Genomic DNA, 15,268 nt, shown 5'->3' on the forward strand with positions numbered 1-15,268 from the left:
GATGGGAGCGGGCGCCGAATACCGGCGCCCGTGTTGTATCGACGCACGCTGATCCGGTTGCACGCCGGCGCCAGACGATGCGCGGTCGATCCGATCGGCGTGCGGCGCGATGGCGTGCCCGTTGTTCCGTTTCGCTCAGTCCGCTCCGGTGATCGCAAACGCGCCGGCTGTTTCGCCGTGCGTTCGCGCGATGCGTGCGAAGCCCGTTTCGGCGAGGTGCATTCCCGCAATCAGCAGGTTGTTCGACGCGGCCTCAGCGAGGGTTGCCGCGCGCGTCGCCGACGCCTGCGACGGATCGTGATCGAACGCGATCGAGACGTCCGGGCGAGCCACCTGAATCGGCGCGAAATGCACGAGATCGCCCCAGATCAGCAGGCGCTCGCCACGCGATTCGACGCGATAGCCCGTGTGGCCGGGCGTATGCCCCGGCAGCGGCACGGCGACGATGCCGGGCAGCACGCCGCCTGCTTCGATGGTCCGCAGCTTGGCCCGATAAGCGTCGAAAGTGTGCCGCGCGATCCGGAAATTGACGCGTGCCCGCTCATTCGCTCGATCGTACTGCTCATCGTTCAGCCAGAATGCGCGTTCCCGTTCGTGAATGACCACCTCCGCATCCGGAAAGGCCGGTTGCCCGCCCGTGTCGAGCAGGCCGCCGATGTGGTCGGGATGCGCGTGCGTCAGCAGGATCGTGTCGATGTCGCGCGCATCGATGCCGGCTTGCGACAGCGACGGAATCAGGCGGCCGCCCCAGTTCCGGATGCCGCCGGCGCCGGCATCGACCAGCACGGTGCGGCCGTTCCCGCGTATCACATAACAGTTGATGTTCACGCTGGACGGTGCGTGGATGCCCGCCCGGCGCATGATGCCGGCCGCGTCGTCGAGCGCAATGTTCGACAGCAGGTCGAGGCCGGCCGTCAGCGTGCCGTCGCTGATCGCGGTGACTGTGAAATCGCCGATCCGACGGCACGGGAAGCAGGGAAGCGGTTCGTTCATGGGTCAATGTCGGGCGTGAAGATGAGCCGTGTCGTAGCCGAAGCAGCGGATGCGTGCAACGAATCCGGTGTGGCGGAGAATCTCGCGATCCAGTGCGGTCATGAATCGATCCATTAACTCAGTGGTGCGAAATGATTCGAGGCGGTAGCGGATCTCCGCGCTGACGGGATGTCCGCAACCATGCCTGACCGGGACATGAACGACATGGACCGTGCCGGGAGCGGCCCGCAACACGTCGGTGCAGAGGGTCGCGCAGGTCGCCGAGAGCGCGTCGAGTGCGGCGTTCGACGGCATGCTTGCCTCGGGGATGAAAATCGTGACGCTGGGCATGGCAGCGTTCCTGTCAGTGTGCGGACGCCGGCGGCGGCGCGCTGACGAGTGGGTCGCCCATCGGCGCGTAGAGCCGGATCGCGGCGTCGGACGGCCCGGACGCGAGCCGCGCCTGGTCGTGCGTCAGGACGGCCAGCCAGCGATCGGCCGGCTGGCGGTCCAGCGCGATCGCGTGAATCGCGGTGGCTGAAATGCCCGATCGCGCGAATGGGGCAGCGTGGTCGCAAACGGCCAGCCACTGATCGCCGGACACGGACGGCGCGGGTGCTGCGCTGTCGTACACGTTGCGCCGCCACTCGACGATATGCGGCTGCCAGCGCGCGAAATTGCCGCCGCCCTTGTCGCGATACTCGGCCGACGTCAGCACGTCGGGGCTGTCGATCGTGTGAAGCGCGAGGTAGACGGGGCCGTCGCCACCGAGGGCGCGAAAGCGTTGCGACGTGCGGAAGCCGGACACGGAGATCAGCGCCGGCAGTTTGATCAGGCTGTAGAAGTCGTTCCACTCGGCTTCGGTGGCCAGGTCGGCGAAGCTGCATTCAACGGCATAGATCATGACGCCTCCACGGGGAGCAAGCGGCCTTCGGGATCGATCGCCGCTCGACTGGTTGAGTTTTTGTCATGATAATCAGCCGATGGAGCGGCGAAAAACGACAATTCGTCATCGTTTGTTGATATTTGATCAAGCTGAAACCGACGATCGTCGGACCGGGAGCAATCGTGACGCGACGCAGGATTCCGAGCAATTCCGCCTTGATGGCATTCGAGGCCGCGGCGCGGCACGGCAGCTTCGCGCGCGCGGCCGACGAACTGGCGTTGACGGAAGGGGCGATCAGCCGACAGATCGGCCGGCTGGAGACGTTTCTCGGCGTGGCGCTGTTCGAGCGTGTCGGCAACCGCGTCCGGGTTGCGCCGAACGGCGCGCGCTACGCGGCGCAGGTTCGCGAAGTGCTGGACCGGCTCGAGCGCGACAGCCAGTACATGATGGGGCAGCCCGGCGACGGCGGCAGCGTCGATATCGCCGTGACGCCGACGTTTGCGACGCGCTGGCTGATTCCGCGGCTCAAGCGGTTCCAGACGCAGCACCCGAACATCACGGTGCATTTCGCGGATCGCGCGGAGCCGTTCGTGCTGGCCGACAGCGGATTCGATGCGGCGATTCACTTCGAGCATCCGGCCTGGGCCGGCATGCATACGTACCGGTTATGCGAGGAGGTGCTGGTGCCGGTCTGCCACCCGTCGTTGCTCGCGGGCGGACATCCGGACGCGTTGCTGGGCCGGCTGCCGCGCCTTCACAAGCGCCAGACGCCCGATGCGTGGTCGGCGTACGTGCAGGAGACGGGGTTGCCGGTGAGCAATCCGGCTGCCGGCGCGCGCTACGATCTTTACTCGATGCTGATCGCGGCGGCCGTGGCCGGGCTCGGCGTCGCGCTGGTGCCGCGGCTGTATGTCGACACCGAGATTGCGCAAGGGTTGCTCGCGGCGCCCTGGCCGGACGGTCGGGGCGTGGTCAAGCGCTTCTGTCTCGTGCTGCCCGAAGCGCTGGATCTGGGCGACGGGCCGCTGCAGACCTTTGCGCGCTGGGTGCTCGGGGAGGCGGATGTGTGATGCGGCGTCGTTCGCGCCGGGCGCATGCCCGAAAAAAACGCCACCCGAAGGTGGCGTTTCTCATCGAGCATCGCGCCGAAGCGCGTCCGTCATTCGCTGCCGAGATAGAAGAAGCGGAACAGGAACACGGCCGCGATGATCCACACGATCGGCTTGACCGTGCGGGCCTGGCCCGTCAGCAGCTTGAGGCCGCCGTACGCGATGAAGCCGAACGCGACGCCGTTCGCGATCGAGTACGTGAACGGCATCAGCAGTGCGGTCAGCGCGGCCGGCACGGCTTCCGTCGCATCGTCCCAGGGCACGTCGACCATCTCGCGCAGCATCAGGCACGACACGTACAGCAGCGCGGGTGCGGTTGCATAGCCCGGCACGACGCCGGCGAGCGGCGCGATGAACAGGCACGCGAGGAACAGCACCGCGACGGTGATCGCCGTCACGCCCGTGCGGCCGCCGGCCTGCACGCCCGATGCGCTCTCGATATACGCGGTGGTCGACGACGTGCCGAGCACCGAGCCCGCGACGATCGCCGTGCTGTCGGCGAGCAGCGCCTTGTTCAGGCGATTCATCTTGCCTTCGACGAGCAGGCCCGCGCGGTTCGCGACGCCCATCAGCGTGCCGGTCGCGTCGAACAGTTCGACGAGGAAGAACACCAGGATCACGTTGATGATGCCGGTCGACAGCGCGGCGCCGATGTCGAGCTTGAACAGCGTCGCGTCGATCGACGGCGGCGCGGAGAACACGCCGTGGAACTGGTTGCCGCCGAAGAAGAACGACAGGACCGTGACGCCGATGATGCCGATCAGGATCGCGCCGCGCACGCGCAGGTGGTCGAGCGTGACGATCGTGAAGAAGCCGACGATCGCGAGGATCGTCGTGGGCTTGTGCAGGTCGCCGAGCGTGACGAGCGTGGCCGGGCTGCCGACGATCACGCCCGAGGTCTTCAGCGAGATGATTCCGAGGAACAGGCCGATGCCGGCTGTGATCGAGATCCGCAGCGATTTCGGAATACCGTTGACGATCGCCTCGCGCACGCGGAACAGCGTGACGAGCAGGAACAGGCAGCCGGAGATGAACACCGCGCCGAGCGCGGCCTGCCACGTGAAGCCCATCCCCTTGACGACGGTGTATGCGAAATACGCGTTCAGGCCCATGCCGGGCGCGCACGCGATCGGGTAGTTCGCGTACAGCCCCATGATGATCGACGCCAGCGCCGCGACGAGGCAGGTCGCGACGAACACGGATTCCTTCGGCATGCCGGCGTCGCCGAGGATCGCGGGGTTGACGAAGATGATGTAGGCCATCGTCAGGAACGTGGTGACGCCCGCGAGTATTTCGGTGCGGAAGTCGGTGCCGGCTTCAGCGAAGCCGAAATACCGCTTGATGGATTCCATTGGGGCGTTTCTCCGGTCGGGTTGTCGTGTTGCTTGTTGTGCCGAATTGTTGTAAAGGCAGCGGCCGGCTTAATGTAACCAGCCACTATTGCCCGGCTATCGGCGGATTGTAATAGCGCGGATAGCTCGGACGATATAGTTGGAGGGCACGATCGGCTGCCGGCGCGCGAACGGTCTGGCAGCCCGGTCGCGCGGAAAGGGTAAAAACGGGAGCGTGACGAACCGGCGGGGCCAGCCGATGCGTGCGCAACGGCACGCGGGCCACATTGCGCGCGGCCGGTACGCGATGACATTCGACTGAAACGGAGCGCCCGCATGCTGCACGAACACGGTGCAGTCATCGCGTGCGCGCGAACGCGCGTGCGTGGCCGGTGCGGATACGCAGCGGCGTGCAGCGGCCATTCGTCAGTCCAGGCGGTTGCAGATATCGGGCTATCCTGCGCCGAAGCCGTTCCGTCCGCAACTATCATTTGGCGATGCGGGGGCGACTGTGGTTTCTGTGTAAAAGATTGCAAGACCCCATCGCATAAACCGGCAAGTCTTTCTAGGATAGATACACCGCGCATGCACACGCCGGCCGGTAATTGCCGACGCGGGGGAGTCGCAGTCCGTGCAGGCCAGGCGGTGAATGGCGGTCAAGGTCGTTGCGCGTTCGGGCAGGCACGGCCGATTGCGATTGCCCGATGCGGGTTCGTCCGTAATCACGGAGGTCAGCATGTTGAACTGGATCAGCCGTTGGGCGATGCGACACGCCCCCACGCCGGAAAAAACCGCTGCATCGATGCTCGTGACGGCGCGCATGGAACTGTTCGCAGCCGAACAGCGCGTCATCGATGCGAAATTACAGGCGGATTACTGGCGCACACGTGTGTCATTCCTCGAGGAGGTGCAGAAGCAGGGCATCGATCCGTGGGTGACCTCGCAGGCATCGCAACGCCCCGAGCTCGATTCAACTCCCCGAAGCACGGGCCCGCGTCTCGCCGCCAGCACCTGATGCACCTGCTGCATCCGGTAGCTGCGCACGGCGCGCGATCGCTCGCGGCACGCACTGGCGTGCCGCGTCATTCGAAGCGCACCTGCGGCGCGTTGCGCCGCAGGTGCGTCCGTTTTCGGTCACGGCCGTTCCGCGTCTCGCGTGCGTGACCGCGCGTCAATCATCCACTCCTTCTCCATACCCCGACGAGCAAACGTTGCACTTGCGCGAGCGTGCGCTTGAAGCGCTGGCCGCGCCGCACGTAGGCGGTCGTGATCGTTGCTTCGGCCGCTCGGTCGGCATCGGTGCCGAGCCAGATGCGCTCGCCGCGTGCGATGCGCAGCACGTCGCCGGGCTGCACCCAGTAATCGTCGACGCTCGGCGGGCGCGTGATCCACAGCGCCGCACCATGCGCGCGGATCTCCGCATCTTGCGGCGCGCGCCAGGTCATCGTCGTGCGCGGCGCGACCGCGAAACGGATCACGACAGTCGGTAACGCGATCGTGCCGGCGCGACGCCGATCGGGACGGTCAAACAACTGGCTTGCCTGGTCCATCGTCTTCTCCATTCAGTGAGCCGGACGGATGACGCGCACCAGAACAAAAAGGCCTCATCCGTTTCCGGCGAGGCCTTGTGTGACATGCGGTACTGCTCGATTGCTAACGCACAAGCGCCTCCCGTGATCCATTCTTTCGAATGTTCACCGGGCAATGAATCGCGATGGCGATGAGCTTGAACGTAGGCATGCGAACGAGTTTGTCTTCGTGGTGCGGCGTTGTCAACGATAATTTTCGAGATATGTGAGGCGGATGCGTCGACGCGTGCTTGCGGCATGTCGTGATGACGCTGCGCACTCGGACCGAGTACGCAGCGACGCTTTCGTCATGGTCGACTTCGATATCGTCCGCGCAGCACGCCGCGCATCCGTGCGAGCGCGCGCTGCAGCCACGTGCCGCGTTTCATCGCGTATGCGGTCGTGATCGATGCCACGGCCGGCCGGTCGTCGTCGGTGCTCATCCAGATGCGGTCGCCGCGCTGCACGCGCAGCACGTCGCCGGTTCGTATCCAGTAATCGTCGGCGCTGCCCAGCCGCGTGATCCACAGCGTCGCATCGTGCACACGGATCTCGGCGTCGCGCTGCGCGTACCACGTCAGCGTCTTGCGCGGCGCGACCGTGAAATGCATCGCGACGCTCGGCAACGCGATCGTGCCGGTGCGGCAGCGATCGGGGCAAACAATCAGCCGGCTTGCTTGGTCCATCGTCATCTCCATCCGTTGAGCCGGGCGGGATGACGCGCACCAAAACAAAAAGGCCTCATCCGTTTCCGGCGAGGCCTTGTGACATGCGTAACTGAATCTCGATGCTAACGCACAAGCGCCCCCGGTGATCGCCCCGCATGGGCGTTCACTGGTGTTTTATGCGCGATGGCGGCGGGCTTGAGCATAGGCATGCGAACGAGTGTGTCGTGGCGGCGCGGCGCTGTCAACGGTATTTTCGAGATGCGTGGCAGTTACGCGTCGCGTTGCGCAAGCCCGTTCACGAGCAGTTCGGACAGCAGGCCCGTCATCCCTTCGGGATGCGTGGCCGCGCGCGCCTTCAGCTGTTCGACGAGCTCGGCGTTGAGCTTGCATGCGAACGGCACGAGCCCCTGTTCCTGGTCGAGCTTGCGCTGCGCACGGCGGTCGAGCTTTGCCGCGTCCTCGGCGCCCTTGCCGAAACGGGCGGCGCCCGACTGCTTCATCGCTTGCGTCAGCTTCAGCGCCTTGTTCTTTTCGAGATCGGTTTTCTTCATGGCCATCGCGGCACCTCCGGGAAATGAAGCCGCGATTGTACGCATTTCGGCGGGCGCCGCCTGCCGCGCCCGCCGGAAACCCGGTTACGCGCCCTTCGTCGTGCCCCAGTTGCCGCCGTGCGCGGCCGCCTGCGCGGCCGGCGAGCGCGCGAGGTAGTCGAGCGCCTGTTCGGTCGAGCCTTCGTGGTGCGGCGTATAGCTCGGCTTGAAATAACGCAGTGCCGCGCCGATCACCTTCCAGAACGACGGCAGGTGCCCGCGCCGCGAACCCTGCCACCACGCGAGCACGAAGCCCGGGTAGCGGCCGGCGTCCGGGTCGCGCCTGTACATGAATTTCGCACCGGTCGTGATGTAGTAGAGCAGCAGCAGGATCACGAACGCCATGTGCACGCAGCGCTCCGGATAGGTGCCGCCCAGGTGCCGGTAGATGTCGAACGCGACGGTGCGGTGCTCGACTTCCTCGGCGCCGTGCCAGCGCAGCAGGTCGACCATCGTCGGGTCGGCCTTGCCTTCGTCGAGCCCGTGCGCGTTGAGCACCCAGTTGCCGAGATAGCCGAAGAAGTGCTCGAGCGACGCGATCACCGCGAGCTGCTGCCGCAGCCAGAAGCGCGTATGGCCGATCTTCAGCCCGAGCGGCTGTTCGCCGAGCACACGCGTGAACAGCCGGTTGAGCTTCTGCGTGAACGGCTTCGTGTCGATCCCGTGCCGGTCGTAGTAGTGCTTGAGCACGCCGCCGTGCGAACGCGAATGCACGGCTTCCTGCCGCAGGAAGCCTTCGGCCTCGTCGCGCAGGCGCGCATCGGTGATCAGCGGCAGCGCCTTGTTGTACACGCGGCAGAACCACAGCTCGCCTTCCGGGAACAGCAGGTTCAGCGTGTTGATGATGTGGGTGCTGCCCGGATCGTTCGGCACCCAGGTGATCGGCGTGTCGCTGAAGTCGAACTTCACGTGCCGGGCCTTGATCTTGTGGTAGTCGGCGGTAGCGGTCATTTGTGTCTGTCTCCCTGTGCGGCGTCATGCGCCGTCAATGCGATGCCATGCTGACGCGGGCGATCATCCGGCCGAGCCACGGCATGAAGCGGCCGACGAAGCGCATCGCGTGCGCTTCGCCGCCGACCGCGACGACGGGGCGGTTGCGCAGCACGCCGTCGACCATCGCCTGTGCGACGGTTTCGGGTTTCAGGCCGCGCATCTGGTACAGCTTCGTCGCGCGCTTGCGCAGCCGCGCTTCGTCCTGCGCGTTGGCGCCCGCGTATTGCGTCGACGCCATGATTCCGGTTTCCGCGAAGCCCGGGCACACGGCCGTCACGCCGATGCCTTGCTCCGCGAGCTCCGCGCGCATGCATTCGCTGAGCATCAGCACGGCGGCCTTCGTCGTCGCATACGCGGGCAGGTCGCGCGACGGCCCGAACGCGGCGGCCGACGCGGTGTTGACGATGTGGCCGCCGGTGCCGCGCGCGGCCATCTGCTGCGCGAACAGCCGCGAGCCGTGGATCACGCCCCACAGGTTTACGTGCAGGATGCGCTCCCAGTGCCGTGTGCTCGTGTCGAGGATGCCGCCGGCCATGCCGATGCCCGCGTTGTTGATCACGACGTCCGCGCCGCCGAGTGCGCTGCCGACCCACGCCGCGAGCGCTTCCATCTCGTCGGCGGACCCGACGTCGACACGCTTCGCATGCGCCTGCGCACCGGTCAGCCCGATCAGCAGCGCGGTGCGCTCGGCGCTCGCGATGTCGATGTCGCACGCGACGACCGTCGCGCCTTCGCGTGCGAACGCGAGGGCCGCGCAGCGGCCGATGCCGCTGCCCGCGCCGGTGACGACCGCGACCTTGCCGCTGAAGCGCCCGCTGGTCGCGCGGCGGCGCGCGTTCGCGAGCGCGGGCGGTTCGTCGCCCGATTCGACCGCGTCGATCAGTTGCCCGGCGAGATCCGCGAAGCGCGCGGGATCGGCGAGCGGCAGCCAGTGGCCGGCCGCGACCTCGCGCCGGTAGTACTGCGGCACCCAGCGCGACAGGTTCTCGGACAGCGCGGGGCTCACGTACTTGTCGCCGAGCGGCACGATCGTCTGCACGGGCGCATGCGCGTAGCGTTCGCGCGGCGCGAACAGGCAGCGGATGAAGTTCGCGCGATAGAGGCGCACGCCGCGCGCGCCGTCGTCGGCCTGCGTCGCGCGCGGCGCGGCGGGCGTCTTTTCGAGGCGGCGCAGCAGGCTCGGCCATGCGCGGCCGAGCCACAGCCGCCAGCCGAGTTCGGGGATGAACGGCAGGTGGAACAGGTACACGTACCACGACCGCACGAGCTGGCCGCCGAGCTTGGCCAGCGACGCGGGCGTGGGGCGCAGCACGCGTTCGCGCAGCCAGAAGCCGACGTGGTCGAGGCACGGCCCCGAGCACGACGTGTACGACGCGATGCGGCCGGAAAGGCGTGGATCGGTGACGAATTCCCAGCCCTGGATCGAGCCCCAGTCGTGCGCGATCAGGTGCACGGCGCGGCCAGGGCAGAGCGCGTCGATCACCGCGACGAAATCGTCGGTCAACTTCGCGAGATGGTAGTCGGCTGTGCGCTTCGGCACGCCGGACAGCCCCGCGCCGCGCACGTCGTACGCGATCACGTAGTGCTTGCGCGCAAGCAGCGGCGCGACGTGCTGCCAGACGCTGCTGTCGTCGGGATAGCCGTGCACGAGCACGACCGGCGAACGGGCCGGGTCGCCCCAGGTCTTGACCGCAAGCGTCAGGTCACCGGAGGCGACCGCCGTCTCGCCATGAACCGATTCGAACAGGGCCAGCGGCGCTTCGTCGGAAAGAGGCTGCATCGTGAGTCCGTCGTTCAGGGATTCGGGAAGAAAGGCGCGGGCACGTCAGGCGGCGGCCGGCACGGTCGCGACGGCCTGCGCACGTTTGGCCTGGCGGCGCTGCCAGCGGCGCACGTGCGGCAGGTCGTTGTCGAGCCAGTACGCGTCGTCTTCGGTGATCACGAGCAGCTCTTCGAATTTCGCGCCGACGCCGGCGAAGCCGAGATGCGGCTCGACGGCCCACAGGCCCGGCACGGGCGCATGCTCGGAGCGGCGATCGATCGACCACAGCGGCGACCAGCCTTGCTGCTTCGCCGCGCGGCCCTGGTCGAGCAGCAGGTTGCGCGTCGCGTTCAGCCCGAAACGCGCGACGAAGCGCGGCTTCGACAGCTTGTGGATCTTCGCGACACGATGCGCGAGCACCTTGAACGGATAGGCCTTGTGGCGCGGCTCGACGCCCTGGCGGCGGCACAGCGCGTCGACTTCCTGCGCGACCTCGGCCATCGGCCGGCGCGCCTTCACGAGCCGCACGATCATGTCGCGGTGGTCCATCAGGTCGTCCTGCAACTGTTCGAGGATCGGGTTCTCGCCGAGGCAGTGCGCGTAGCCGACGTCGGCCACGATGCCGTCGAGCACGGGCGCGACGTCGAGGATCACCGGCATGTCGGTTTCGAGCTGCCGGTTGCTCGGGAAGAACGCGAGATTGAAGCCGCCCATGTGCTTGAGGCCCGAGAAACCCTCGAACGCGGTGCGGTCGCCGAACCACGCGAACGGCTTGTGCAGCCAGTCGTGCACGCCGTTGTCCTGCAGCCATTCGGTCAGCAGGCGCGCGGCTTCCTTTTCGGTGATGCCGGGGTAGAGCATCGCGCCGACGGTTTCGACACAGCGGTAGGCAAGTTGCTGGACCGCGCGGAATTGCGGCAGCTCGTCGAGGTGGACTTCCGGCAGCGGGTGGTGGTCGGCCATGGTGCGTCTCCATATGTCGGCCAGAGTGGGCGCTTCGGCGCTTGTCGACCGGTGTTGGTGCTTCAGCACTGACGTCGGTCCCACGCAAAGCGCGCTCCGGTCCTGTGCAAAGCGGGGCGCTGATCCGGAATGCATCCGCCGGTGTTCCCGTCGCGAATTATTCAGTCAGCATTTAATGTGCCATTGAATGATGTAACGATGATAGCCGGTTCGACGTGGCGCGCCAGCCCCCGGGGGTGAGGATTTGTCCTAATGAAGGGCCGAAATGGAGGGGAGACTCTAGGTTTCCGGAGGTCGGGGCCGGATGCCGTCGGCGCGCACGCGTGCGGCTCGGGGGCGCCGGCCGGAGGTTGTCACGGGCGGGCCCAGCGCCGGCCCGGATGGCCGCGCGTGAGGTCGCCATGTGACGGCTCGCCTTGCGACGGCCCGGCATGTCGCGCCGGATCAAGTCCTTGTCGCGTCACGATGTGACGCTGTCAAATTGCCGAAATAATTTCGTCACATCATTCGCCCCCGGTTCGGAGCTGTCCCGGCTTCGCCGCGCCGATGAGCCGCCGGCGCGCGGTGCGCCGCACGGGGTAGTGACCGAAGCCGATTCGAGATTCGACATTTCCACGGAGACAGACCATGCAACGCCGCCAGTTCATGAACACCCTTGCCGCGGTGACCGCCGCGACGTCGCTGATGCTCAAGGCCGGCACGGCCGACGCGAAGAGCACGACCGCGCCGGATGCGCTGGACCCGGGCCGCTGGTCGCCGTTCAACGCCGCGCGCCTGCAGGCAGTGCTCGACCGGCATGGCGTCGCGAGCGCGCGCTACGATGAAAAGCGCCGCCCGTACGCGGTGTTCGACTGGGACAACACGTGCATCATGAACGACTGCGAAGAGGCGTTGCTGATGTACCAGATCAACCATCTGCAGTACAAGCTGACGCCGGACGAGTTCGTCGACGTGATGTGGAAGGACGTGCCGAAGGGCGCCTTCATGAAGGACTACACGACGATCGACGGCAAGCCCGTGACGATGGAGGACCTCGCCGCCGACGTCGAATCCGACTATCGCTGGCTCTACGCGAACTACAAGGGATTCGGCGGCAGCAAGAGCCTCGACGAGATTCGCGAGACCGATCAGTTCAAGGATTTCCGCGCGAAGCTGTACTTCATGTACGACGCGATCTGCGACACGCACCCGCTCGAGATCGGCTACAAGTGGATCATCTACTTCTACCGGAACATGACGACCGCCGAGCTGCAGGCGATGGCGGAAGCGTCGGACAACTACGGCATCGGCGACGCGCTGCGCAAGGTCCGCTACGAAAGCCCGAAGACGCTTCCGGGCAAGGCCGGCGTGGTGGCCGACACGCATTTCCACGGCATCCGCATTCATGAGGAAATCCGCGCGGTGATGCACACGCTGCGCGCGAACGGCATCGACGTGTACGTGAGCACCGCGTCGCTCGACGATGTCGTGCGCGTGTTCGCCGGCAATCCGAACTACGGCTACGGCGTGCCGCCCGAAAACGTGATCGGCCTGCGTCTCGACATGCGGGACGGCAAGTACACGAGCACGTATCCGGCCGGCTGGCATTTCAACTGGGGGCCCGGCAAGACGGTGGGCATCCGCAACGTCCTCGAGTCGAAGAAGGGCTACGGCCCGCTGCTGGTGTTCGGCGACAGCGACGGCGACGCGTGGATGCTGCGCGACTTCAAGGACACCGCGGCCGGCGTGATCGTCAACCGGATGAAGAAGGGCGAGATCGGCGCGGACAGCAAGCTCGCCGCCGAGCAGGTCGGCAAGCCGGACGCGCGTTTCCTGCTGCAGGGCCGCGACGAGCACACGGGCCTGATGATCCCGGACGAGAAGTCGATCAAGTACGGCAAGACCGAGCGCAAGCTGCTGGCTTGACGTGCGCGGGGCGCCGGGCCGTCGCGGCCCGGCGTCCATCGGGATCGATGGCGGCGTCGCGCGGGCCGGGAAACGCGCGTCTCAGCGCGCGTGTGGAGGCCCCAGCCGCTCCAGCAACGTCCCCAGCAGATCGATCGGCAGCGGAAACACGATCGTCGAGTTCTTGTCCGCCGCGATCGTCGTCAGCGTCTGCAGATAGCGCAGCTGCATCGCCTGCGGCTGCAGCGCGAGCCGCTGCGCGGCCTGCAGCAGTTTCTCCGACGCCTGCAGTTCGCCTTCCGCATGGATCACCTTCGCGCGCCGTTCGCGCTCGGCCTCGGCTTGCCGCGCGATCGCGCGCACCATCGTTTCGTTCAGGTCGACGTGCTTGATCTCGACCGTCGACACCTTGATCCCCCACGCATCGGTTTGCGCGTCGAGCGTCTTCTGGATGTCGGCGTTCAGCTGTTCGCGCTCGGCCAGCAGCGCATCGAGCTCGTGCTTGCCGAGCACCGAACGCAGCGTCGTCTGCGAGAGCTGGCTCGTCGCGTCGAAGAAGCGCGCGACCTGGATCACGGCCTTCTCCGGATCGACGACGCGGAAATACACGACCGCATTCACCTTCACCGACACGTTGTCGCGCGTGATCACGTCCTGCGGCGGCACGTCGAACACGACGGTGCGCAGGTCGATCCGCACGACCTGCTGGACGATCGGGATGATCAGCACGAGCCCCGGCCCCTTCACTTTCCAGAAGCGGCCGAGCATGAACACCACGCCGCGCTCGTACTCGCGAAAGATGCGGATCGACGACGCGACCAGTACCACGGCGAAGACGATCAGGACGCTGCTGAAGCCGAATGTGTAGCCGATCATGTTGGTTCACCTTGATGTTGTTGTTCCTGCGCCGGCACGTCGTACAACGGCGCGACGGTGAGCATCAGCCCCTGGCGGCCGGTGACGCGCACGCGGCAGCCCGCCGCGAGCGGCACGCTGCTCGCGACGCGCCAGCGCTCGCCATGCACGCGCGCCCAGCCCGCGGCCGATGGCGCGGGGCCGGCCGCGCCGTGCGGCTGGTCGGCGCGCAGGCCGTCGTCGAGCACCTCGCCGATGCTGCCGACCATCGCTTCGGCGCCGGTCACGACCGGGCGCCGCCGCGCGCGCAGCGCAACGCTCGACACGCCCGCGACGAGCAGCCCGCCGCCGAGCGCGAGGCTCCCGATCACGGGCCACGGAATCCCGTAGCCGGGCACGTCGGTATCGATCAGCATCAGCGCGCCGATCGTGAACGACACGATCCCGCCGAAGCCGAGCACGCCGAAAGTCGGCAGGAACGCCTCCGCGACCAGGCAACCCAGGCCGAGCAGCACGAGGCCGAGGCCCGCATAGCTGATCGGCAGCAACTGCATCGCGAACAGCCCGATCAGCAGGCAGATCGTGCCGACGAGGCCCGGCAGCACGAAGCCGGGGTTCGCGAATTCGAAGAACAGGCCGTAGATGCCGATCGTCAGCAGGATCAGCGCAACGTTCGGATCGGCGATGATCGACAGGAACCGGCTGCGCCAGTCGGGCTCGACCACGACGAGCGGCGCATGCGCGGTCGCGAGCCGCACCGTGCCGGCGGTGGTCGTCGCGCTGTGGCCGTCGAGCTGGCGCGCGAGGTCGGCCGGATCCAGCGCGATCAGGTCGACGACGTGCTGCGCGCGCGCCTCGCTCGCCGACAGGCTGACGGCTTCGCGCACCGCGCGCTCGGCCCATTCGGCATTGCGCCCACGCAATTGGGCGAGGCCGCGGATATAGGCCGACGCGTCCTGCATCGCCTTGCGGATCTCGGTCGATTGCGTGTCGGTCGGTAGCGCGGCCGGCGTTGTGCCCGAGGTTCCGGATGCACCCGGTGTCCCGGCCGGCGGCGCGCGTGGCGCGGCGGGGTTTCCGCCCGGCGGCGTGGCGCCGCCGACGCCGATCTGCACGGGCGACGCAGCACCGAGATTGGTGCCGGGCGCCATCGCCGCGAAGTGGCTCGCATAGACGATGTAGGTGCCCGCGCTCGCGGCGCGCGCGCCGCCCGGCGCGACGAATGCGGCGACCGGCACCGGCGAGCCGAGGATGGCCTTGATGATCTGCCGCATCGACGAGTCGAGGCCGCCGGGCGTGTCGAGCTGCAGGATCGCGAGCGGCGCATGCTCACGTGCGGCGCGGTCGAGCGAGCGAACGATGAAGTCGGCGCTGGCCGGCCCGATTGCGCCGTTGATGGGGATCACGATGACCGGGCGTGCGGCTGCGGGTGTAGCGGCGGGCAGCGCTGCGGCGACGGCCGCGCACACGACGAGCAGCGCCGCGAACAGTGCGGCGCGTGCGACCCGCGCGGACAGCGGGTGATGGGGGTGGCCGTCGGGCGCGGCAAGCGCCGGCGACGGCCCGTGACGGTGAAAGGGCATCTGGGCGTCCGGGCGGCGCGCGGCCTGGCTCGCGGAAAGGGCATTGGCCCGATGCTTAAAGATTAGGCGGTTTCGGCGGAAAGCGCGAAGCCGTGGCCTCAGTG

At 67.3% G+C, this 15,268-nt stretch carries 15 protein-coding genes; 3 read left to right on the top strand and 12 right to left on the bottom strand.

What is annotated here, in order from left to right:
• Window positions 1-135: 135 nt before the first annotated feature.
• The 3 genes from R9B84_RS23435 to R9B84_RS23445 are packed head-to-tail and all read right to left on the bottom strand — an operon-like array spanning window position 136 to window position 1,876.
• Window positions 136-993, bottom strand: a complete 858-nt coding sequence (locus R9B84_RS23435) for an MBL fold metallo-hydrolase (RefSeq protein WP_423762463.1) — start codon at window positions 991-993, stop codon at window positions 136-138.
• 3 nt (window positions 994-996) lie between these two features.
• Window positions 997-1,323: a hypothetical protein gene (locus R9B84_RS23440; RefSeq protein WP_423762464.1), complete on the bottom strand. Its 327-nt coding sequence runs from the start codon at window positions 1,321-1,323 to the stop codon at window positions 997-999.
• 13 nt (window positions 1,324-1,336) lie between these two features.
• A complete protein-coding gene (locus tag R9B84_RS23445; protein ID WP_423762465.1) occupies window positions 1,337-1,876 on the bottom strand; it encodes a sugar ABC transporter in 540 nt (179 codons plus the stop codon).
• A gap of 200 nt (window positions 1,877-2,076) precedes the next feature.
• On the opposite strand from R9B84_RS23445, the gene R9B84_RS23450 reads away from it, so the two are divergent.
• Window positions 2,077-2,928, top strand: a complete 852-nt coding sequence (locus R9B84_RS23450) for a LysR substrate-binding domain-containing protein (RefSeq protein ID WP_423762466.1) — start codon at window positions 2,077-2,079, stop codon at window positions 2,926-2,928.
• Between the two features lie 89 nt (window positions 2,929-3,017).
• Here R9B84_RS23450 and R9B84_RS23455 read toward each other — a convergent pair whose 3' ends face one another.
• Window positions 3,018-4,319, bottom strand: coding sequence for an NCS2 family permease (locus tag R9B84_RS23455; RefSeq protein ID WP_423762467.1), 1,302 nt, complete (start codon window positions 4,317-4,319; stop codon window positions 3,018-3,020).
• A gap of 715 nt (window positions 4,320-5,034) precedes the next feature.
• Between R9B84_RS23455 and R9B84_RS23460 the strand changes: the two genes are divergently transcribed.
• Entirely contained in the window at window positions 5,035-5,313 is a 279-nt protein-coding gene (locus R9B84_RS23460; protein WP_047902603.1) for a hypothetical protein, read from the top strand.
• A gap of 160 nt (window positions 5,314-5,473) precedes the next feature.
• Here R9B84_RS23460 and R9B84_RS23465 read toward each other — a convergent pair whose 3' ends face one another.
• The 6 genes from R9B84_RS23465 to R9B84_RS23490 all read right to left on the bottom strand — a co-directional run bounded on the left by R9B84_RS23465 (window position 5,474) and on the right by R9B84_RS23490 (window position 10,842).
• Complete coding sequence (locus tag R9B84_RS23465) at window positions 5,474-5,848, bottom strand: DUF2917 domain-containing protein (RefSeq protein ID WP_423762468.1); 375 nt, start codon at window positions 5,846-5,848, stop codon at window positions 5,474-5,476.
• Window positions 5,849-6,174: 326 nt separating this feature from the next.
• Entirely contained in the window at window positions 6,175-6,552 is a 378-nt protein-coding gene (locus R9B84_RS23470) for a DUF2917 domain-containing protein (protein WP_423762469.1), read from the bottom strand.
• 251 nt (window positions 6,553-6,803) lie between these two features.
• Complete coding sequence (locus tag R9B84_RS23475; RefSeq protein ID WP_047902604.1) at window positions 6,804-7,091, bottom strand: hypothetical protein; 288 nt, start codon at window positions 7,089-7,091, stop codon at window positions 6,804-6,806.
• Between the two features lie 78 nt (window positions 7,092-7,169).
• On the bottom strand, window positions 7,170-8,075 hold the full coding sequence (locus R9B84_RS23480; protein ID WP_423762470.1) for a metal-dependent hydrolase: 906 nt from the start codon (window positions 8,073-8,075) through the stop codon (window positions 7,170-7,172).
• 34 nt (window positions 8,076-8,109) lie between these two features.
• Entirely contained in the window at window positions 8,110-9,897 is a 1,788-nt protein-coding gene (locus tag R9B84_RS23485) for an SDR family oxidoreductase (protein WP_423762471.1), read from the bottom strand.
• A gap of 45 nt (window positions 9,898-9,942) precedes the next feature.
• A complete protein-coding gene (locus tag R9B84_RS23490; RefSeq protein ID WP_423762472.1) occupies window positions 9,943-10,842 on the bottom strand; it encodes a M24 family metallopeptidase in 900 nt (299 codons plus the stop codon).
• 627 nt (window positions 10,843-11,469) lie between these two features.
• Between R9B84_RS23490 and R9B84_RS23495 the strand changes: the two genes are divergently transcribed.
• Window positions 11,470-12,747 carry a haloacid dehalogenase-like hydrolase gene (locus tag R9B84_RS23495; RefSeq protein ID WP_423762473.1) on the top strand — a complete coding sequence of 426 codons (1,278 nt, stop codon included), beginning with the start codon at window positions 11,470-11,472 and terminating at the stop codon, window positions 12,745-12,747.
• Window positions 12,748-12,828: 81 nt separating this feature from the next.
• Here R9B84_RS23495 and R9B84_RS23500 read toward each other — a convergent pair whose 3' ends face one another.
• On the bottom strand, window positions 12,829-13,602 hold the full coding sequence (locus R9B84_RS23500; protein WP_423762474.1) for a slipin family protein: 774 nt from the start codon (window positions 13,600-13,602) through the stop codon (window positions 12,829-12,831).
• Window positions 13,599-15,164 carry an NfeD family protein gene (locus R9B84_RS23505; protein ID WP_423762475.1) on the bottom strand — a complete coding sequence of 522 codons (1,566 nt, stop codon included), beginning with the start codon at window positions 15,162-15,164 and terminating at the stop codon, window positions 13,599-13,601. The genes R9B84_RS23500 and R9B84_RS23505 overlap by 4 nt, the downstream gene beginning before the upstream one ends.
• Window positions 15,165-15,268 lie beyond the last annotated feature (104 nt).

This window comes from Burkholderia sp. NLJ2 (genome assembly GCF_049487195.1).
Lineage (GTDB): Bacteria > Pseudomonadota > Gammaproteobacteria > Burkholderiales > Burkholderiaceae > Burkholderia > Burkholderia pyrrocinia.